Here is an 18235-nt window from a genome sequence, read left to right as displayed (position 1 = left end):
CTGTCCAGCAGGGCAGCGACCGCAACCTCTTCGGCCATTAACGGCCATCCCACGGCCGGTGGGCTCTGGCCCGCCGGCAGCCGGACTTCCAAAATTCAGGAGTACCTAACATGAACAAGATCCTTATTGCTGCCGCCGCCGTTCTGGCCCTTTCTGGCAGCGCTTTCGCCGGCAGCGACAACTATGGCTCCAACGGCGCCAATCAGGCTGCTGCCGCTTCGACCGACAATTCGAATACCGCGTCGATCGGCAAGTCGGCTCCGGCCACCTCGGCGCCTGTCCAGCAGGGCAGCGACCGCAACCTCTTCGGCCATTAACGGCCATCCCACGGCCGGTGGGCTCTGGCCCGCCGGTCCGCGGGACTTCCAAAATTCAGGAGTACCTAAAATGAACAAGATCCTCATTGCCGCCGCCGCCGTTCTGGCCGTCTCCGGCAGCGCCTTCGCCGGCAGCGACAATTATGGCTCCAACGGCGTCAACCAGCCCACTGCTTCGTCGACTGTCAATGTCGATACGTCGCATACAGGTGCGATCCGCAACAGCGATTCGCCTGTCTACAAGCTGCTCAACTCGTCCGGCGACGTGCAGAAGCCGGCCCATCAGGGTGCCGATCGCAATCTCTTCGGCAACAACTAACCAGCCTGTGCAGACAAGAAGAGCGGCGGGCCAGGCCCGCCGCTCTTGTTCTTTACCGGACGGCCGTCTTCAGGCTGCCTTTGCTTCAGCTTCGTGGAGGGCAAAGGAGCGACCATCCGCATCGAAGATATGGAGATCGCCGGCATTGGCGGTCAGCCGCAGCGTCGAGCCGCGCTTGACCTCGACATTGCCCGGCAGCTTGGTCACCAGCGGCAGGTCGGCCCGGCCGATATCGACATAGACCAGCTGGACCTCGCCAAGCTGTTCGAGATAATCGACGGTCCCCTCGAACAGATAATCCGCACCGCTGGCGATCGCGAGATCTTCCGGCCGTACGCCGAAGCTGACCGCCGCTCCCTTTGCCGAAGCAGGTGTCGCGATCGGCACCGTCGCCTTGCGGCCGCCGACATGGCTGACGATGGTCGGATTGCCCGTCTTGTCGACCGTCGCCGGCAGGATGTTCATGGCCGGCGAGCCGATGAACTGGGCGACGAAGAGGTTGCCGGGGTTCTTGTAGAGTTCCATGGGCGTGCCGACCTGCTCGATGTGCCCGTCCTTCAGCACGACGATGCGGTCGGCCAGCGTCATCGCCTCGACCTGGTCGTGCGTGACGTAGATCATGGTCGTGTTGGGCATCGATTCCTTGAGCTTGGCGATCTCGATGCGCGTCGCAACGCGCAATGCGGCGTCAAGGTTCGACAGCGGTTCGTCGAACAGGAACACCTTCGGATTGCGCACGATGGCGCGGCCGATGGCGACGCGCTGCCGCTGGCCGCCCGACATCGCCTTGGGCAGACGGTCGAGATATTTGGTCAGCTGCAGGATCTCGGCGGCTTGCCGAACCCTTTTGTCGATCTCGGCCTTGCTTTCCCCACCGATCTTCATCGAGAAGGCCATGTTGTCGTAGACGGTCATGTGCGGGTAGAGGGCATAGGACTGGAATACCATGGCGATGCCGCGCTTCGAGGGTGGCACGTCGTTGACCACGTGGCCGTCGATCTTGAGTTCACCCGACGTGATTTCCTCGAGCCCGGCGATCGAGCGCAGCAAGGTCGACTTGCCGCAGCCCGACGGGCCGACGAAGACGATGAACTCGCCCGATTTGATGTCGAGGTCGATGCCGTGGAGAATGTTAAGATTGCCATAGGACTTCTTCACTTGTCTCAAATTGACATCGGCCATTGGTTTCCTCCAGTGATTCCTCGGATGTTTCAGCCTATGCGTCCGAACCAGGCGCCATAGCCGCCGAGCTCGACCGACCCGGTGCTCGCCTGCCCGGAGAACCCGTGTCCCGGCAAAGGTTGCAGGGTTCGGTTGCCGAGGTCAACCTTCGCCGGCCTTGCGCCCAGATTGAAGACGCAGACGATCTCCTCATTGCCCGACCGGCGGGTGAAGGCGACGGTGTCGCCCTGGCTTTCGATGAAGGCGATGTCCCCCTTGGCCAGCGCCGGATGGGCGCGGCGGAAAGAAAGAAAGCGCCGGTAATGCTCAAGCAGGGAGGTTTCGTCGCCTTGCTGCACGTTGACCGCCTGCGGCAGATGCTCGGCCGGTACCGGCAACCAGGGTTTTGCCTGGGAGAAGCCGCCATTCCTTGCATTGCCATCCCACACCATGGGCGTGCGGCAGCCGTCGCGGCCCTTGAATTCAGGCCAGAAACGGATGCCGTAGGGATCCTGCAGATCCTCGAAGCGCAGGTCGGCCTCGCCGAGGCCGAGTTCTTCGCCCTGGTAGATGCAGACCGAACCGCGCAGCGACATCAGCAATGCCGAGATGACCTTGAGATAGGCCGACGGGTCCGCCTCGTCGGCGGCCCAGCGCGAGGCCGGTCGCATCACGTCGTGGTTTGAAAACGCCCAGCACGACCAGCCATCGCTGGCCACCCGGCCAAAAGCTTCCAGCACCGAGCGGACCTTGGCGGCACTGATCTTTTCCGGCGCCAGGAAGTCGAAGGAATAGCACATGTGCACGCGCTTGCCGCCGGCGGTATAGGCGGCGACCACGTCCAGCCCGCGTTGCGAATCGCCGACTTCGCCGACCGCTGCGGTCGCCGTGTACTCGTCGAGCAGCGCGCGGAAGCGCTCGAGGAAGGCGAGGTTTTCCGGTCGGCTTTTGTCGTAGATATGGTCCTGGTAGTTGTAGGGATTGACCGCCGGCGCCGTCTGGTCGTTGCGCTGTTCCGGCGGCAGCGGCGGGTTGTTTTCCAGCCCCTGGCTGTGGAAGTAAAAATTGATGGTGTCGAGGCGAAAGCCGTCGACGCCGCGCTCCAGCCAGAAGCGGGTGACGTCGAGCAGCGCGTCCTGGACTTCGCGGTTGTGGAAATTGAGGTCGGGCTGCTCGGCCAGGAAATTGTGCAGGTAGTATTGCTGGCGGCTGGTGTCCCATTGCCAGGCCGAGCCGCCAAAGATCGACAGCCAGTTGTTGGGCGGCGTGCCATCGGGTCTTGCATCCGCCCAGACATACCAGTCGGCCTTGGGATTGGTGCGGCTCGAGCGGCTTTCCTTGAACCAGGGGTGGATGTCGGCGGTATGCGACAGCACCTCGTCGATCATCACCTTGAGGCCCAGTCGGTGCGCCTCCGCCGTCAGCGCATCGAAATCCGCCAGCGTGCCGAACATCGGGTCGACGTCACAATAATCCGAGACGTCATAGCCGAAATCCTTCATTGGCGATTTGAAGAAAGGCGAGATCCAGATGGCGTCCGCGCCAAGGGCGGCAATGTAGGGCAGCCTGCCGATGATGCCCTTGAGGTCGCCGATGCCGTCGCCATTGGAATCCTGATAGCTGCGCGGATAGATCTGGTAGATCACCGCGCCCCGCCACCAGTCGCGGTCGATGGCGGGGTCTGGTTTCGCAGTCGCCTTCAAAGCCGATTGCATGGTCTCAACCTCCTTTCACCGAGCCGGCCAGCAGCCCGCGGACGAAATAACGCTGCAGCGAGAAGAAGACGATCAGCGGCACGATGATGGTGATGAAGGCCGATGTCGTCAGGATCTCCCAGTTACCGCCACGCGAGCCAAGCAGAGCATTGAGCTTGGCCGTCAGCACGATCTGATCGGGCGCCGTTCCGAGGAAAACCATTGCCACCAGGAGATCGTTCCATACCCACAGGAATTGGAAGATGGCGAAGGAGGCAAGCACCGGGAAGGACAGCGGCAGCACGATCTTGACGAAGATCTCGAAATCGCTGGCGCCGTCGATGCGCGCCGATTCCATGATCTCGCGCGGCAGGCCGGCAATATAGCTTCGCAAGAGGTAGATGGCAAAGGGCAGTCCGAAGCCGGTATGCGCCAGCCAGATGCCGAGGTAGGTCTTGGACGGCACGCCGAAGAACGTGCCGACGCCATTGTAGAGCTTCAGCAGTGGAATGAGCGACATCTGCAGCGGCACCACCAGCAGGCCGATGACGACGGCGATCAGGAGCGCGCGGCCTGGAAAGCGCATCCAGGCCAGTGCGTAAGCCGCAAAGGCCGCGATCAGGATCGGGATGACGGTCGCCGGGATGGTGACCGTTAGCGAATTCATGAAGGAGCGGCCGATGCCTTCGGAAAACAGCACGGTCTGATAATTGTCGGTGGTGAATTTCGGCGGCGCCGACGAAGCGTAGTAGACGCGCTGGCCCCTGTCGCCCTCGAACGCCTTTGGCGAGGCCATGACGAAGCTGCCGTCGGCGTTGATCTGGAGGGTCACGCCGTCACCTAGATCGGCTGATGTGCCGGCAGGATACTGCGTCGGTGCCGCCGCCTTGACGCCGAAGGCGCTTATCGCGCGCTTGGCCCCGTCGCCGAAGATGTTGCCCTGGAGAACGAACTTGCCGTCCTTTTCTACCTGTGTGGAGGCGGCCGGCAGTCGCCCGGCTTCCGTCTGGCTGGAACTGGCGAAGGAATTCCACCAACCCGAGGCGATGATCTGGTCCTTGTCGCGCAGCGACGAGACGAGGATGCCGAGCGTCGGGATGGTCCAGATCACCACGAAGACGAGCACTGCGATATGGACGCCGAAACGGCTGGCGAAGGAATTTCCGGTCGCGACGGCCATCTCAGTGCCCTCCCGTCTCTTTGTTGGCCTGGCGGATGTTCCAGACCATGATCGGAATGACGGCAATCATGATGATGATGGCTATGGTCGCGCCGCGGCCGAAATCGCCGCCGCCGCGGAACATCCAGTCGAACATCAGATTGGCCAGCACCTGGCTGTTCCATTGACCGTTGGTCATGGTCAGGACGATGTCGAACACTTTCAGCACCAGGATGGTGATGGTGGTCCATACCACCGCGATGGTGCCCCAGATCTGCGGCACCATGATCTTCCAGAAGATCTGGAACGGATTGGCGCCGTCTATGACCGCGGCTTCCAGTGTTTCTTCGGGGATGCCGCGCAGCGCCGAGGACAGGATGACCATGGCGAAGCCGGTCTGGATCCAGATCAGGATGACCATCAGGAAGAAGTTGTTCCAGAACGGCAGCGATATCCAGACCTGCGGCTGGCCGCCGAAATACTGGATGATGGCGTTGAGCAGGCCGATCTGGATCTGGCCCTGGCCACGATACTCGTAGATGAACTTCCAGATCACGCTGGCGCCGACGAAGGAGATGGCCAGCGGCAGGAAGATCAGGCTCTTGGCGATCGTTCCCCACCATATTTTGTCGGTGAGCACGGCGATGATCAGGCCGAGGAAGGTGCAGGCCGCCGGCACCACCGCCAGCCACAATATGTTGTTGCGGATGGCGTTTCGCAGATCCGGATCGCGCAGCGCCCATTCATAGTTGGCGAATCCCACGAAACTCGTGCCGCCGCGATCGAAGAAGGACAGCCACAGCGTCGCGATCACCGGATAGACCAGATAGATGGTCAGGATGATCAGCGCCGGACCCACGAACAACCAGGGCCGCACCAATCCCTGCCGGCGCAGATTGTTGACGGCGGCCGTTCCGGACACCCCGCGCGCGGGGAAGATCAGGTCAAGCAGTTTGTTGGCGCCCCAGAAATAGGCGACGCAGCCGCCGACGCCGATGATGATGACGAATATTGCCGAGAAAATCTGAGCCGCCATGGGTCCCTCTCCCTGCGCGTGACCGGCCAGCGATGCTGGCGACCAATGCGCCGACTTTCAGTTATTCGGAACAATCGAAACGCGAAGCTTCCGGCGTGCCCCGCCGGTCGGATCCGGGCCGTAGCCCGGATCCAGTAGCAAGATGAGGAAAGATCAGGTCGCGCCGGAGCGGCCTATTTGATGGCGTCCCAGCTCTTCTGGATGTCGGTGGCGACGTCCTGGGCGGACTTGCCGCCGACCAGGTCGATCATGCCAGTCCAGAACGAGCCGGCGCCGACCTTGCCGGGCATCAGGTCGGAGCCGTCGAAGCGCACGGTCGTGGCGCCGACCAGGATCTCGCCCTGCTTCTTCAGCGCATCGCTGCCATAGGCGTCCTTGTTGGCCCCCTTGAAGGGTGTGACGAAGCTCTTCTGTGCCATCCACAATTCATGCGCGAGCGGCATTTGCAGGAACTTGATGAATTCGCGCGATGCCTTGGAATCCTTGGTGATCATCACCAGCGTTCCGGCGACTTCCAGCGGCGTCCCGAGCTCCGGCTTGGAGCCGTAGGGCGGGTAGGGGAAGAAGTCCGCATCCTGGCCAAGCTTCACGCCCTCCGGGAAGAAGGAGGGGATGAACGATGCCTGATGGTGCATGTAGCACTTCGGCGGTACGGTAAAGAGGCCCTTCGGGCTGTCGCGGAAGTCGGTCGCCGCGACCGCCTTGGCGCCGCCGTCGACCATCTTGTCGTCGGTGGCGATCTTGCCGAAGATGTCGATGGCGTTGACCACGGCCGGGTCGTTGAACGGAATCTCGTTCTTCACCCACTTGTCGTAGACTTCGGGAGTCTGCGTGCGCAGCATGATGTCCTCGACCCAGTCGGTCGCCGGCCAGCCCGTCGCGCCGCCCGAACCAAGCCCGATGCACCACGGCTTGCCGCCATCGGCGATGATCTTCTTCTCGAGTTCGGCAAGTTCTTCCTGCGTCTTCGGCACCTTGTAGCCGGCTTCCTCGAAATTGTCGGGCGAGTACCAGACCAGCCCCTTCACGTCGATCTTGTAGGGAAAGGCATAGAAGCCTGGCTTGCCGTCCTTGCCGTTGTAAGTGCCGAGCTTGGCCCAGGAGTCGCCGGCGGCGTAATTCTCCTTGACCCAGGCTGCGACGTCGTCGCCGAGCGGGGTCAGCACGCCCTTGGAAGCGAGGTCCTGGATGAGGCCCGGCTGCGGCAGGACGGCGATGTTGGGCGGGCTGCCGGCCTGGGTGTCGATGACGATCTGCTGCTCGTAGTTCTCGGACGAGGAATATTTGACCTCTGCGCCGGTGGCTTCGGAGAAATAATCAAGTACCGACCGGACAAGCGTCTCGTCCTCGCCACGCCACGGTCCGAAGATGGTCAGGGTCTCGCCCTTGAGGTCGACTTTCTTGAGGTCCTCGTAATTCGCCCAGTTGAAGCGCTTGTCCTCGCCCGGCTTGAACTTCAGTTCGGCATGCGCGGGCGCGCTCAGGGCGAATGCGGCAGACGCAACACCCAGCAAAAGCATTTTCTTCATCGGTATTCCTCCCAGTGGGTCATACACACCGGACGGAACCTCCATTCCGCCCGCCGACGCCGCAGGACTGTGACTCAGTCGCAAGGGAACCGCAACCTTTCGAACAGTCTTCCAAAGCGCTTTGGCTTTGTTGATCTCGCCACTGAATCGGACGGGTGTCAAGGGGGAGCAGGAACTAATCGATTTAGTCGCCGTCTGCCAGGGTCCAAAAATTTGCACCGCAACATGCTTTTTCGGCACTGCAGCAGCAATTTTCGTTTCAAACCGGGCCCCGGCACGCTTATGGTCCATGTGGAGTTGGCCACGCCCTTGTGGCGTTTGGGTCGATTCAATTTAAAAGCGCTTTGAGGCAGGGAGGCCTCTCGTGAACCTCAAGCAACTCGCGCATATGCTGGCGCTTTCCCAGACCACGGTAAGCCGGGCGCTGAACGGCTATCCCGAAGTCAACGAGGAAACCCGCAGGCGTGTCATGGACGCAGCCAAGCGCCACGGCTATCGCCCCAATCCGAGTGCGCGCCGGCTGGCCACGGGTAAGTCCGGAATGATCGGCTATGTTCTGCCGACGGGTGCAGCCGTCGACATCGATCCCCATTTCGTCGAATTCCTGTCCGGTCTTGGCGACTATGCCCGCTCGCACGAGCTCGACCTTGTCCTGTCACCGACCGATGCCGATGACCAGGAAACGACCTACCGCCGCATCGTCGCCAACCGGCAGGTCGATGCCGTCTACATCTCTTCGCCGAGGCCGCAGGACAGGCGCGTGGCGCTGGTCAACACGCTCGGCATTCCTTTCATCGTCCATGGCCGCAGCGAGGGCCTGAATTTCGACTATCCCTTTCTCGACATCGACAATGAAGGCGCCTTCCACGAAGCCGCGCGGCTGCTCGTCCAGCTTGGCCACCGGCGGCTGGCGCTGATCAACGGCGACGACCGCGAGACCTTTGCCATCCACCGCGAGCGCGGCCTGCGCCGGGCGCTGGCCGCGAGTGGCCTGGCATTGGACGATCGCCATGTCTGCTCGCTCGTCATGACCGAGGAGAACGGCTATCGCGCCGCCCGGCGCCTGCTCGAACAGGACGACGCGCCGACGGCAATCGCCTGTTCCAGCCTGATCATGGCGCTCGGCGTCGTGCGCGCGGTGCGCGACCTTGGCCTCAGCATTCCCGGCGACGTCTCGCTGATTGCCCATGACGACGTTTTTCCCTGGCTGAAGCCGGAGAATTTTTCCGTGCCGCTGTCCACGACGCGCTCGTCGATCCGGCTGGCCGGCGCACGCATCGCCGAGCGGCTGGCGGCGCGGATATCGGGACTGGAGGAGGGCGCGCGCGGCGAGGTCTGGCCGGTCGACCTGGTGGTCAGGGGATCGGTCGCCGGCGCGCCGGCCTGACCACTCGCCAGCAGGGTCAATTGCTGGAACGACTTCTGCGCTGCCTCTGCCCGTTGTCTCAGCCCGCGGATTTAAGATGATCGATGAAGGCGCGCAGCTTCGGCAGGACCTGACGCTTGCCTGGATGATAGAGGAAGACGCCCGGGGTCGCGCCGGCAAAGTCCTCCAGCACCGGTTTGAGTTTCCCCTGTTCTATTGCGCCGTCGGCGACAGGCCGAGGCGTCTGCGCCAGGCCGACGCCTTGGATCGCGGCCCCCAGCAAGGTTGGATAGTCATGCGCAATCAGCGGGCCCGAGACGATCGCCTCGATCGCCCCGTTGCCGTCGGTGAAGGACCAGGGTGCGACGGCGCCGTTCGCGCGGCGCAGGCGCAGGCAGGCGTGGCGGCGCAGATCGGTGATCTGTTCGGGCTGGCCGTGGCGCTCGAGATAGTCCGGGCTGCCGACGACCACGAAGGAGAAGGGCGGCGTCAGCCGCACCGCGATCATGTCGGGCGCTATGAACTGGCCCAGCCGGATGCCGGCATCGAATCCGCCGGCGGCGAGATCGACCATCTCGTCGCTGGCGGCGATCTCCAGTTCGATCTCGGGATAGGCCCGGCAGAACGACGCGATCATAGGCTCCAGGATCAGCGGCACGACCGCGCGGGGCACGGACAGTCGCAAAAGCCCGGTCGGCCGCTGGCCGACATCGCGGGCGACCTCGCCTGCGGCCATGATCTCCTCGAAGGCAGGTCCGGCGCGGTCGAGGAACCGCTGGCCAGCCTCGGTCAGGCCGACGCTTCGGGTCGTGCGGGCAAACAGGGCCGCACCGATGCGGACTTCCAGCGCGCGCACCGCCTGGCTTACCGCGGACGGCGTTACCGCCAGTTCGGCCGCGGCACGGCGGAAGTTACGATGCCGCGCGACGGCCAGGAACACCTCGACCCCGTCCAACGCACCGTGCCGGATTGTGTATCTCTGCTTCATAGGCTGTTCTGATTACAGCGGATGGCCGAACTATGAAAGCAGTCTTAGCTAACGGCCGAAGTGCGCGGGACCGCATGACCACCTGTTGCGAGGAAACCGATGTCAACGCCGATGCTGTTCCAGATCCAACTCGTCCTGGGCTATGTCGCATGGCTGCTTTGCTTCGGTGCATATGGCCTGCCATGGCTGGACTCGATGGATCGGATGGCGGCGCAACGCGCCATTGCCACGCTGCACAGTTTCCGCTTCTTCGGTCTCGTGTTCCTGCTTCCGGGCGTCGTCGGCCCCAATCTGCCTGCCGGCTTCGCCATGTTCGCTGCCTATGGCGACTTCGCCACCGGGGTGCTGGCCATGCTGGCATTGCTGACGGTCAGAGTTCGCTTGCTCTTCTGGTCGTTCGTCGTCGCCTTTAATCTCGTCGGAATGGCCGACCTCGTCGTCGACTATTACCACGCGGTTCAGGAAGGCCTTCCCGAGCACGCGGAGCAGTTGGGAGCCACCTACGCGATCCCCATCATCTACGTGCCGCTGCTGATGATCACGCACATCGCCGCGTTCTGGTTCCTGCTTCGTCCCGGCAAAGCGCCGCGTGAGCCGTCGCTGGCTATTCCTTCGCAGTCCCTGCAGCCTTGATGTCCAGCAGGCCGTAGCCGAAATCATTGTCGCGCCCCTTAAGCCCGAGATCCTTCGCGGTCGCCGCAAGCGCCTTCTCGATGTCGTCGGCCGAGCGGTCGGGCGTGGCATGGATGAGGTTGGCGATGGCGCCGCTGACGATCGCGGCCGCGAACGACGTGCCGGTAACGACATCCGAGCCGGCGCCGCTCGGCGCCACCATCTCGACGCCGGGCGCGGAAATGAACACATAGGCGCCGCGATTGGCCTGCGGCATCAGCGCATCCTTGGCGTCGGTGGCCGTCACGGCGATGACGCCGTCAAAGGCGGCCGGATAGCCGTAGGGCGCCTTCGGCCCGTTATTGCCGGCCGCCGCCACCAGCACCATGCCAAGCGCCCGTGCATTGCGGCAGGCGGTGCCGAGCAGGTCGTTTTTCGGTCCGACGAAGCTCATATTGATGATGCTGACATTCTGGTCCGCCGCCCAGTCGAGCGCCGACAGAATGACGTCCATGGTCGACTTGCCGCCCTCGAAGGCGCGCGCATGGTAGATCCTGGCGCCCGGCGCCATGCCTTCCAGCGGGCCGACGCCGGCAATCAGACCGTCGATCGAAGTGCCGTGGTCGCGCTTTTCGATCGGCACGTCGGGCATGGCGTCGAACTGCGCGGCGATGACGCCGGCAAGCGCCGGATTGCTGTCGTCGATGCCGGTATCGATGACGGCGACGCGCACGTTCTCGCCGCTGGCCTGTTTGGCGTCGAGCGCGATGCGGTCGAAGGCATAGTTGACGATGCCGGCCGCCTGCTGCAGCGAGTAGATGTGGTTGGGCTCGCGGCGCCGCGTGCGGCCGTCGGCGGCAAGCTGCGCCAGCACCACGCCGACAGGGCGGCCATCGGGAATGCCGAAACGCACCAAAGTGGCGCCAAGCAGCCGGGACTGGCGCTGCGAGCGTACTTCTAGGCCGAAGGAAGCGGCGATCTGCTGCACGGCACCGGCATCGCCATCGACCGTCACCAGCACCTCGTCCGGCACGAACTCCCCGGTCACGGCGCGCCGCGACTGGACGGTGATGAGATCGGTCGGCGAGACGATCGGTCCACTGGCTGGTGGGCCGGCCTGGTTGCCCCCGGGGGAAGTCGCGGGCTCCGGCCGTGGTGCCGGCACCGGTGCAGGAGGGGCGGCCGGATTGGGGAAAAGGTCGACGATCAAGGCGGGCAGAAAAACGGCGCTGGCCTGGGCCGCACCCGACCCGCCTTTGGTGGCGCCGCCGTCCTTGACGCAGTCGGCCGCCATTGCATTGGCGTCGTTGCTGCAATCGATTTTGGCCCGCTCGGGATTGCCGTCGTTGGTCTGCGCCGACACAGGCACGGCGGCGATTGTCATCGCCGCCGCAAGGACAGCCGCAAATCGAATGACCGCCTCAGCCGCCATCAACAGGTTTCCTTCCCTCGATCACAGTCTCGGCGAAAGGCTGGGCGGCAATAAGGCTGCGCGCCTTCTCGTAGTCGGCGGCTGTCGTCGCCGGAATGGCGAGCCTGAAGATGCCATCGGCGGTCGGTCCGCCGATGATCTTGAGCTTGTTGGCGTCGAGGAAGACGGCAATGTCGGCCATCCTGGCGTCCGGCTTGAACTTGACCAGCGCAAACGGCAATTTGGCCAGATCGTCTTGTGCGCCGGCGATCTCGAAATTGCCGCCCTTGCCGCCGGGCTGCACCAGCGACTGCACGGCGATCAAGGCCAGCAGAACCGCGGCCGCCGCCCACGCGACGCCGACCGGCACCGCCATGAAACGGGTCCAGGCCTGCGCCAGCCAGGACGATCCTGCCGGCCTGCGTGCAGGCCCGGCCTCCGCGTCCAGCGCCTTGGCGAAGCGGCTGAGCGCATCGGCCGGCGGGCGGATCGCCTCATTGGCCGCCGCCGTGCCGGAGAACTCGGCTTCCGCCTCGCCAAGCGCGGCAAGTGCCGAGGGATCGTTGGCCAGCCATTCCTCGACGGCTTCCAGATCCGAACCTTCGAGCGAGCCGTTCAGGTAGAACGGCAGCAGCGTTTCCATTTCGTCGCGGCGCGACATCTTTTCAGCGGCGCTCATGGCCACCCCCTGTCGTAACCGGCGGCCTTCAGGGCTTCGCCGAGTTTCTTGCGGGCGTAGAACATACGGGTCTTGACGGTCGCGACCGGAATGTCGAGCACCTCGGCGATCTCGGTCACCGACTGGCCCTGATAATAGGCGAGGTCGATCACCGTGCGGTGCTCCTCGGGCAGGGCGTCAATCAGGCGGCGCAAGGCGGCGGCCTTATCCTCCTTCAAGGTGACGACCTCGGGCGTGTCGGCGCTGTCGGGCACCGCGGCGGCGGCCTCGTCGTCGATCCAGTCTTCCTTCTTCTTGCGCAGCAGCGATAGCGCCTTGAAGCGGGCGATGCCGAGCAGCCATGTCGAGACTTCGGAGCGCCCTTCGAAACCCGGCGCCTGGCGCCACAGTTCGAGAAACACCTCGTTGGCGATATCGTCAGCCATCATTTCCGATCCCGTCTGGCGCGCCACGAAGCGGTAGATCCGCGCGTGGTGACGCATGAACAGGAGCCGCACGGCGGCCCGGTCGCCCTTCGCGACCCGGTCGACAAGCGCGCGATCGGTCTCCGTCGCCGCTGTCATGGCCGGTCGAGCCGCCTGGCTCCTGTTTGCTCTGTCGCCGATCGGTCCAAAAAGGTTCATCCTCCGCCAAGGAATTTTGGGAGGCTAACCGAAGAGCGGGGCGGTTGCCAGAGCATCCCTTCGCCCCGTTTACGGGGAGAAGGTGCCAGCAGGCGGATGAGGGAGGCGCCAGCCGCCCGATCAGGTGAGAAAAGCCTTCGCCTTCATCGTCGCCGGCACCGGCACGCCCAGCCGGCTCAACACCGTTGGCGCCAGTTGCAACTGGTCGAGCAGCGTGTCGGCTTCCGGCCCTTTGCCTTGTCCGAAATAATACAGCGCGAAATCCTGCATCTCGTCGTCATGGCCGCCATGGTGACCGCGGTCGGTCTGGCCATGGTCGGCGGTGACCATGACCTCATAGCCGGCTTCGATCCAGCCCGGCAGGAAGGCCGCCAGCATGCCGTCCATGGCGTAGCAGGCATGGTCCATCTCGTGGCAGTCGTGACCGAAGCGATGGCCCATCGAGTCCAGCGTGCAGGTGTGCAGGATGCCGTAGTCGATGCCGTGGCGCTGGGTGAGCATGGTCAGCGTCGCGAACAGGTCGACATCGCTCGGCGTCATCTGGTTCTTGAGATTGTAGCCGGTCATGGTGTGGAAGCGGCCATGCGTGATCGGTCCGCCGGGCTCGTCATATTCCATGTCCTCGACGAGGTCGAAGGGGTAGGAGCGGAAGAATTCAGACCAGTAGGAATGGGTAACCGCGCCGGTCCTGCCGCCGGCCTTGCTGACTTCCGAGAAGATATCGGGCTGTCCGACGCGAAACCGGTTTTCGTTGGACAGGATCCCGTGCACCTGTGGCGAAACGCCGGTGTGGATCGAGGCATAGCAGCAGGCCGAGGTCGACGGCAGCACCGAGCGCATCTTCCACACCCGCGCCTCGCCCGATTGCACCCAACCCTCGAGATTGCCCATCAGCCGGCGCCAGTTGCGGTAGGGAACGCCATCGAGGATGATCAGCAGAAGCTTGGATTGGATCGCCACCGGTTGCTCCATGCGTTTGTCTGTTGAAACGAGCGCGCCGCGTGTCGTTCGGACACGCGGCGCTTTTCAATATGAGACAGATGTCAGGCGTTCAGCCAGCATTCTCCCAGCGCGTACCCATCCATCATTTCGCCGATCGGGTTCTTGATCCATCCGCTGATCTTGTTGGTGGCGGCCGCGTCGATGAACTGGTTGAAGAAGGGCACGATCAATCCGCCTTCATCGCGCATCATCACCGCCATGTCGTGGTAGATCGCCTTGCGCTTGTCCTGGTCGAGTTCGCCGCGCGCGGTGAACAGCATCTTGTCGAATTCCGGCCGCTTGAAGCGCGTGTCGTTCCAGTCGGCCGTCGAGACATAGCCGGTGGAATACATCTGGTCTTGCGTGGCGCGGCCGCCCCAATAGGAGAGCGAGAAGGGCTTCTTGTTCCACACCTCGGACCAGTAGCCATCGCCGGGCTCGCGCTTGATCTCGATCTTGATCCCGGCTTTGGCCGCACTCTGCTGATAGAGCTGGGCGGCGTCGACGGCGCCGGGGAAGGCGACATCGGAGGTACGCAGCAGGACCGAGCCGCTATGGCCCGACTTCTTGTAGAGGGCGGCGGCTTTTTCGGGATCGAATTTGCGCTGCTCGATGGCGGTAAACAGCGGGTAGGCTTCGTTGATCGGGAAGTCGTTGCCCACCGAGCCGTAGCCGCGCAGAATCTTCTCCAGCATTTCCTCGCGGTCCATGGCGAGCTTGAGCGCCATACGCAGATCGTTGCTGTCGAAGGGTGCGGTGTCGCAGAACATGTTGAACGGGTAGTAGCCCTTGCCAGACACGTTCTCGATACTTACGCCGGCAATGCGCTTGACCAGATCGACAACCTTCGGCTCGACGCGGTTGATCATGTGGACCTGACCACCCTGGAGGGCAGCGAGACGCGCCGTCGCGTCGTTGATGACGACGATCTCGACCTGGTCGGCATGGCCGGCCTTGTCGCCCTGCCAGTAGTTGGCAAAGCGTTCGCCGCCATGGCGCACGCCCGGCTGGTTGACGGTGACCTTGTAGGGACCGGCGCTGATGCCGGCATTCGGGTTGTCCTTGCCGCCATTCGGCTGGATGACGAGATGGTAGTCGGCCATCAGATAGGGGAAGTCGGCGTCTGCATCGCCGAGCGTGACGATCACTTCCTTGCCGCTCGCCTTGACGCCCTTGATGTTCTTGAGGATACCGAGCGCGCCCGACTTCGACTTCTCGTCGGCATGGCGCTCGATGGTGGCGGCAACGTCTTCGGCGTTTACCGTCTTGCCATTGTGGAATTCGATGCCGTCACGGACCTTGATCGTCCACGTCTTGGCGTCCTTGGAAGCGCCGATGTCTTCGGCGATCAGGTTTACCAGCTTGTTGTCTGGGGTTAACCGGGCAAGATACTCGCCCCACTGCTTGCTGAAACTGTAGGTGACCTGGCTGAGGTTCAGGGCAGGGTCGAGGCTGTTGGTCGATTCACCGCCCTGCAGGCCGGCCTTGATGATGCCGCCCTTGACCGGGCTCTGCGCGAAGGCCCTCCCGGCCAGCGTCGTTGCCAGCGCGGCGGACACGCCGAGCGCCGCGGTGCGGCCAAGAAAGTCGCGACGCGATATCCGGCCCTGGCCAGCGAGATCGGCGAGATGATCGAGTTCAGTCTTCATGTCCTACCCCTTGTTGAAACAACGCCGCACCAGTGGCGCCCGTCCAAAGGACGTGTGGCGCCCTAGTGTTGCATGCGGATGACGGCCGCCATCTCCCCTGGTTGGCGGATCGCTGGGTGCCTAGAGCAATTCCAGGAAAAGTGTGAACGGTTTTTCCATCCGGAATTGCATAAAAACAAAGAGATAGAGCAGTTCACCGTTCCCGTGAAACCGTGAACTGCGCTAGTTCCCGGCGCTGGCCATGCGCCGCCCCTTGATCGCCTTTTCCAGCCAGCCGATCTCCATCTCCGGGACCGATGACAAGAGAAGGTCGGTGTAGTCATCGAAGGGGGGCGTCAGCACCTTGCTCTTCGAACCATAGCGCACCACCTCGCCGCGATACATCACAGCGATCGAATCGGCGATCGACTTCACCGTCGCCAGATCGTGGGTGATGAACAGATAGGCGACGTTCTCCTCCTTCTGCAGTTCAAGCAGAAGCTTCAGGATGCCGTGCGCCACCAAGGGGTCAAGCGCCGAGGTCACCTCGTCACAAATGATCAGCTTGGGTTTTGCCGCGAGCGAGCGGGCGATGCAAACACGCTGTTTCTGGCCGCCGGAAAGCTCGGCCGGGTAACGGTCGACAAAGCCCTTGCCCATTTCGATCTTGTCGAGCAGTTCGGCGACGCGGGCATCGCGCTGTTTGCCGCGCATGCCGAAATAGAATTCGAGCGGCCGGCCGATGATGGTGCCGACGGTCTGGCGCGGGTTCATCGCCACGTCGGCCATCTGATAGATCATCTGCAGCTGGCGCAAATCCTCCTTCGGCCGGTCGGCAAGCCGGTTGGCCAACGGGCGTCCGTCGAACGTGACGGTGCCCTGCTCGGGTGGCAAAAGTCCGGTTATGGCGCGCGCCAGCGTCGATTTTCCGGAGCCGGATTCGCCAACCACGGCCAATGTCTGGCCGGGGTAGATATCGACCGAGACGTTCTTCAGCACCTTGACCTGGCCGCCGCCATAGGCAGCGGTGACGTTCTTGACCGACAGGAACGGCGTGGTGCCGGGGTTCTGCTCGGCATGTTCGATCTCGTGCACCGAAACCAGGGCGTTGGTGTATTCCTGGCGCGGTTCCTTGATGATCTGGCGGGTGCCGCCCCATTCGACCAGCCGGCCGTGGCGCAGCACCATGATCTCGTCCGAGACTTGGGCAACGACGGCCAAATCGTGCGTGATATAGAGCGCCGCCACATGGGTGTCGCGGATGGCGTCCTTGATCGCCGCCAGCACGTCGATCTGCGTCGTCACGTCGAGTGCCGTCGTCGGTTCGTCGAAGACGATCAGGTCAGGCTCCGAGCACAGCGCCATAGCCGTCATGACGCGCTGCAGCTGGCCGCCTGACACCTGGTGCGGAAAGCGTTCGCCGATGGCTTCCGGGTTCGGCAGGCTGAGCTTCTTGAACAGCGCGATCGCGCGTTTCTCGGCCTCCGCCCGTGTCGCCGTCCCGTGCAGCAGCGTGGCTTCCACCACCTGGTCCATCAGCCTGTGCGCCGGGTTGAAAGCGGCCGCCGCCGACTGCGCGACATAGCAGACCTCGCGGCCACGCAGCTTGCGGAAACCTTCCTTGCCGCCCTTCAGGATGTCGCGGCCGTTGAGCAGCACCTCGCCACCGGTGATGCGCACGCCGCCACGGCCATAGCCCATGGACGACAGGCCGATGGTCGACTTGCCGGCTCCGGATTCGCCGATCAGGCCGAGCACCTTGCCCTTCTCCAGCGTCAGCGAGACGTCGTGCACGAGCACGATATTCTTCGGCGCCTCACCTGGCGGATAGACCGTCGCCTCGATGCGCAAATTGCGGATATCGAGCAGAGGGGTGGACTTTGCCTTCACGTCGGCCGTCATCCGCGTCCTCCCTTCAGGCTTGTCGTGCGGTTCAGCACCCAGTCGGCCACAAGATTGACCGAGATCGCCAGTGCTGCGATCGCGGCCGCGGGAATGAGCGCGGCGCCTATGCCGAACACGATGCCGTCCTTGTTCTCCTTCACCATGCCGCCCCAGTCGGCGTCCGGCGGCTGCACGCCGAGGCCGAGAAAGGACAACGTCGACAGGAACAGCACCGCATAGATGAAGCGCAGGCCGAGCTCGGAGATCAGCGGCGACAGCGCATTGGGCAGGATTTCGCGGAAGATGATCCAGGCGCTGCCTTCGCCGCGCAGCTTGGCGGCCTCGACATAGTCCATGACGTTGATGTCGACGGCGACCGCGCGCGACAGGCGATAGACGCGCGTCGAGTCGAGAATGCCCATCACCAGGATCAGCGTCACCAGGTTGGTTGGCAGCACTGAGAGCACCACCAGGCCCATGATCAGTGTCGGGATCGACATCAGGAGATCGACGAGGCGCGACAGGATCGTATCGAACCAGCCGCCGAACACGGCCGCCGAAAAGCCAAGTATGGCGCCGAGCGAGAACGACAGCGCGGTGGCCAGCACCGCGATAAACAAGGTGATGCGCGCGCCATAGATCATCCGGGACAGCAAATCGCGGCCGAGATTGTCGGTGCCCAGCCAATGCGCCGCCGATATCGGCTCCCAGACATCGCCGACGATTTCGGCGTTGTCATGCGGTGAGATCCAGGGCGCGAAGATCGCCGCCAGCACGAACAGTGCCGTCAGGACGATGCCGATCAGCGCGGGGATGGGGATGCGTTTGATATCGAGCATATCAGCCCC

The 18235-nt window shown here is 63.4% G+C and carries 17 protein-coding genes; 4 read left to right on the top strand and 13 right to left on the bottom strand.

The window, feature by feature from the left end:
- Window positions 1–110: 110 nt before the first annotated feature.
- Window positions 111–317, top strand: a complete 207-nt coding sequence (locus tag LB516_RS03440) for a DUF680 domain-containing protein (RefSeq protein ID WP_015314342.1) — start codon at window positions 111–113, stop codon at window positions 315–317.
- Window positions 318–387: 70 nt separating this feature from the next.
- A complete protein-coding gene (locus tag LB516_RS03435; protein ID WP_015314341.1) occupies window positions 388–636 on the top strand; it encodes a DUF680 domain-containing protein in 249 nt (82 codons plus the stop codon).
- 69 nt (window positions 637–705) lie between these two features.
- Here LB516_RS03435 and LB516_RS03430 read toward each other — a convergent pair whose 3' ends face one another.
- From LB516_RS03430 to LB516_RS03410, 5 genes are all read right to left on the bottom strand, one after another.
- Window positions 706–1818: an ABC transporter ATP-binding protein gene (locus LB516_RS03430; RefSeq protein ID WP_015314340.1), complete on the bottom strand. Its 1113-nt coding sequence runs from the start codon at window positions 1816–1818 to the stop codon at window positions 706–708.
- A gap of 29 nt (window positions 1819–1847) precedes the next feature.
- A complete protein-coding gene (locus LB516_RS03425) occupies window positions 1848–3512 on the bottom strand; it encodes an alpha-glucosidase (protein ID WP_224524056.1) in 1665 nt (554 codons plus the stop codon).
- A 4-nt stretch (window positions 3513–3516) separates the two neighbouring features.
- Window positions 3517–4671: a carbohydrate ABC transporter permease gene (locus LB516_RS03420; protein WP_015314338.1), complete on the bottom strand. Its 1155-nt coding sequence runs from the start codon at window positions 4669–4671 to the stop codon at window positions 3517–3519.
- A gap of 1 nt (window position 4672) precedes the next feature.
- Window positions 4673–5686 carry a carbohydrate ABC transporter permease gene (locus LB516_RS03415; RefSeq protein WP_015314337.1) on the bottom strand — a complete coding sequence of 338 codons (1014 nt, stop codon included), beginning with the start codon at window positions 5684–5686 and terminating at the stop codon, window positions 4673–4675.
- 173 nt (window positions 5687–5859) lie between these two features.
- Window positions 5860–7215 carry an ABC transporter substrate-binding protein gene (locus LB516_RS03410; protein ID WP_140615090.1) on the bottom strand — a complete coding sequence of 452 codons (1356 nt, stop codon included), beginning with the start codon at window positions 7213–7215 and terminating at the stop codon, window positions 5860–5862.
- A gap of 364 nt (window positions 7216–7579) precedes the next feature.
- Here LB516_RS03410 and LB516_RS03405 point away from each other — a divergent pair, with 364 nt between their 5' ends.
- Window positions 7580–8602 (top strand): substrate-binding domain-containing protein, encoded by a 1023-nt coding sequence (locus LB516_RS03405; RefSeq protein WP_140821701.1) that lies wholly within the window; start codon window positions 7580–7582, stop codon window positions 8600–8602.
- Between the two features lie 58 nt (window positions 8603–8660).
- Here the strand turns inward: LB516_RS03405 and LB516_RS03400 are convergent, their stop codons facing one another.
- Window positions 8661–9569 carry a LysR family transcriptional regulator gene (locus LB516_RS03400; protein WP_224622893.1) on the bottom strand — a complete coding sequence of 303 codons (909 nt, stop codon included), beginning with the start codon at window positions 9567–9569 and terminating at the stop codon, window positions 8661–8663.
- 99 nt (window positions 9570–9668) lie between these two features.
- Here LB516_RS03400 and LB516_RS03395 point away from each other — a divergent pair, with 99 nt between their 5' ends.
- Window positions 9669–10202: a hypothetical protein gene (locus LB516_RS03395; RefSeq protein ID WP_140875764.1), complete on the top strand. Its 534-nt coding sequence runs from the start codon at window positions 9669–9671 to the stop codon at window positions 10200–10202.
- Here LB516_RS03395 and LB516_RS03390 read toward each other — a convergent pair.
- The 7 genes from LB516_RS03390 to LB516_RS03360 form a co-directional block, all read right to left on the bottom strand.
- Entirely contained in the window at window positions 10174–11613 is a 1440-nt protein-coding gene (locus tag LB516_RS03390) for a S8 family serine peptidase (RefSeq protein ID WP_224718917.1), read from the bottom strand. The two genes, LB516_RS03395 and LB516_RS03390, sit on opposite strands and share 29 nt — an antisense overlap.
- Window positions 11603–12271, bottom strand: a complete 669-nt coding sequence (locus LB516_RS03385; protein WP_224718916.1) for an anti-sigma factor — start codon at window positions 12269–12271, stop codon at window positions 11603–11605. Before LB516_RS03385 ends, LB516_RS03390 begins: the two co-directional genes overlap by 11 nt.
- A complete protein-coding gene (locus tag LB516_RS03380; protein WP_224718915.1) occupies window positions 12268–12834 on the bottom strand; it encodes a sigma-70 family RNA polymerase sigma factor in 567 nt (188 codons plus the stop codon). The genes LB516_RS03385 and LB516_RS03380 overlap by 4 nt, the downstream gene beginning before the upstream one ends.
- 180 nt (window positions 12835–13014) lie before the next feature.
- Complete coding sequence (locus tag LB516_RS03375; RefSeq protein ID WP_224718914.1) at window positions 13015–13854, bottom strand: alkaline phosphatase family protein; 840 nt, start codon at window positions 13852–13854, stop codon at window positions 13015–13017.
- 83 nt (window positions 13855–13937) lie between these two features.
- Window positions 13938–15524: an ABC transporter substrate-binding protein gene (locus LB516_RS03370; RefSeq protein ID WP_224718913.1), complete on the bottom strand. Its 1587-nt coding sequence runs from the start codon at window positions 15522–15524 to the stop codon at window positions 13938–13940.
- 222 nt (window positions 15525–15746) lie between these two features.
- Window positions 15747–17405: an ABC transporter ATP-binding protein gene (locus LB516_RS03365; RefSeq protein ID WP_140615074.1), complete on the bottom strand. Its 1659-nt coding sequence runs from the start codon at window positions 17403–17405 to the stop codon at window positions 15747–15749.
- Window positions 17402–18226: an ABC transporter permease gene (locus LB516_RS03360; protein WP_015314327.1), complete on the bottom strand. Its 825-nt coding sequence runs from the start codon at window positions 18224–18226 to the stop codon at window positions 17402–17404. The genes LB516_RS03365 and LB516_RS03360 overlap by 4 nt, the downstream gene beginning before the upstream one ends.
- Window positions 18227–18235: the final 9 nt, after the last annotated feature.

The organism is Mesorhizobium sp. CO1-1-7 (genome assembly GCF_020164885.1).
Taxonomy (GTDB): Bacteria; Pseudomonadota; Alphaproteobacteria; order Rhizobiales; family Rhizobiaceae; genus Mesorhizobium; species Mesorhizobium australicum.
This window is presented reverse-complemented; position numbering and strand designations above follow the sequence as displayed.

Excerpts from the sequence above, each read along its gene's own strand:
- LB516_RS03440 (WP_015314342.1), top strand. The coding sequence starts at position 111 with ATGAACAAGATCCTTATTGCTGCCGCCGCCGTTCTGGCCCTTTCTGGC.
- LB516_RS03435 (WP_015314341.1), top strand. The coding sequence starts at position 388 with ATGAACAAGATCCTCATTGCCGCCGCCGCCGTTCTGGCCGTCTCCGGC.
- LB516_RS03430 (WP_015314340.1), bottom strand. The coding sequence starts at position 1,818 with ATGGCCGATGTCAATTTGAGACAAGTGAAGAAGTCCTATGGCAATCTT.
- LB516_RS03425 (WP_224524056.1), bottom strand. The coding sequence starts at position 3,512 with ATGCAATCGGCTTTGAAGGCGACTGCGAAACCAGACCCCGCCATCGAC.
- LB516_RS03420 (WP_015314338.1), bottom strand. The coding sequence starts at position 4,671 with ATGGCCGTCGCGACCGGAAATTCCTTCGCCAGCCGTTTCGGCGTCCAT.
- LB516_RS03415 (WP_015314337.1), bottom strand. The coding sequence starts at position 5,686 with ATGGCGGCTCAGATTTTCTCGGCAATATTCGTCATCATCATCGGCGTC.
- LB516_RS03410 (WP_140615090.1), bottom strand. The coding sequence starts at position 7,215 with ATGAAGAAAATGCTTTTGCTGGGTGTTGCGTCTGCCGCATTCGCCCTG.
- LB516_RS03400 (WP_224622893.1), bottom strand. The coding sequence starts at position 9,569 with ATGAAGCAGAGATACACAATCCGGCACGGTGCGTTGGACGGGGTCGAG.
- LB516_RS03395 (WP_140875764.1), top strand. The coding sequence starts at position 9,669 with ATGTCAACGCCGATGCTGTTCCAGATCCAACTCGTCCTGGGCTATGTC.
- LB516_RS03390 (WP_224718917.1), bottom strand. The coding sequence starts at position 11,613 with ATGGCGGCTGAGGCGGTCATTCGATTTGCGGCTGTCCTTGCGGCGGCG.
- LB516_RS03385 (WP_224718916.1), bottom strand. The coding sequence starts at position 12,271 with ATGAGCGCCGCTGAAAAGATGTCGCGCCGCGACGAAATGGAAACGCTG.
- LB516_RS03380 (WP_224718915.1), bottom strand. The coding sequence starts at position 12,834 with ATGACAGCGGCGACGGAGACCGATCGCGCGCTTGTCGACCGGGTCGCG.
- LB516_RS03370 (WP_224718913.1), bottom strand. The coding sequence starts at position 15,524 with ATGAAGACTGAACTCGATCATCTCGCCGATCTCGCTGGCCAGGGCCGG.
- LB516_RS03365 (WP_140615074.1), bottom strand. The coding sequence starts at position 17,405 with ATGACGGCCGACGTGAAGGCAAAGTCCACCCCTCTGCTCGATATCCGC.
- LB516_RS03360 (WP_015314327.1), bottom strand. The coding sequence starts at position 18,226 with ATGCTCGATATCAAACGCATCCCCATCCCCGCGCTGATCGGCATCGTC.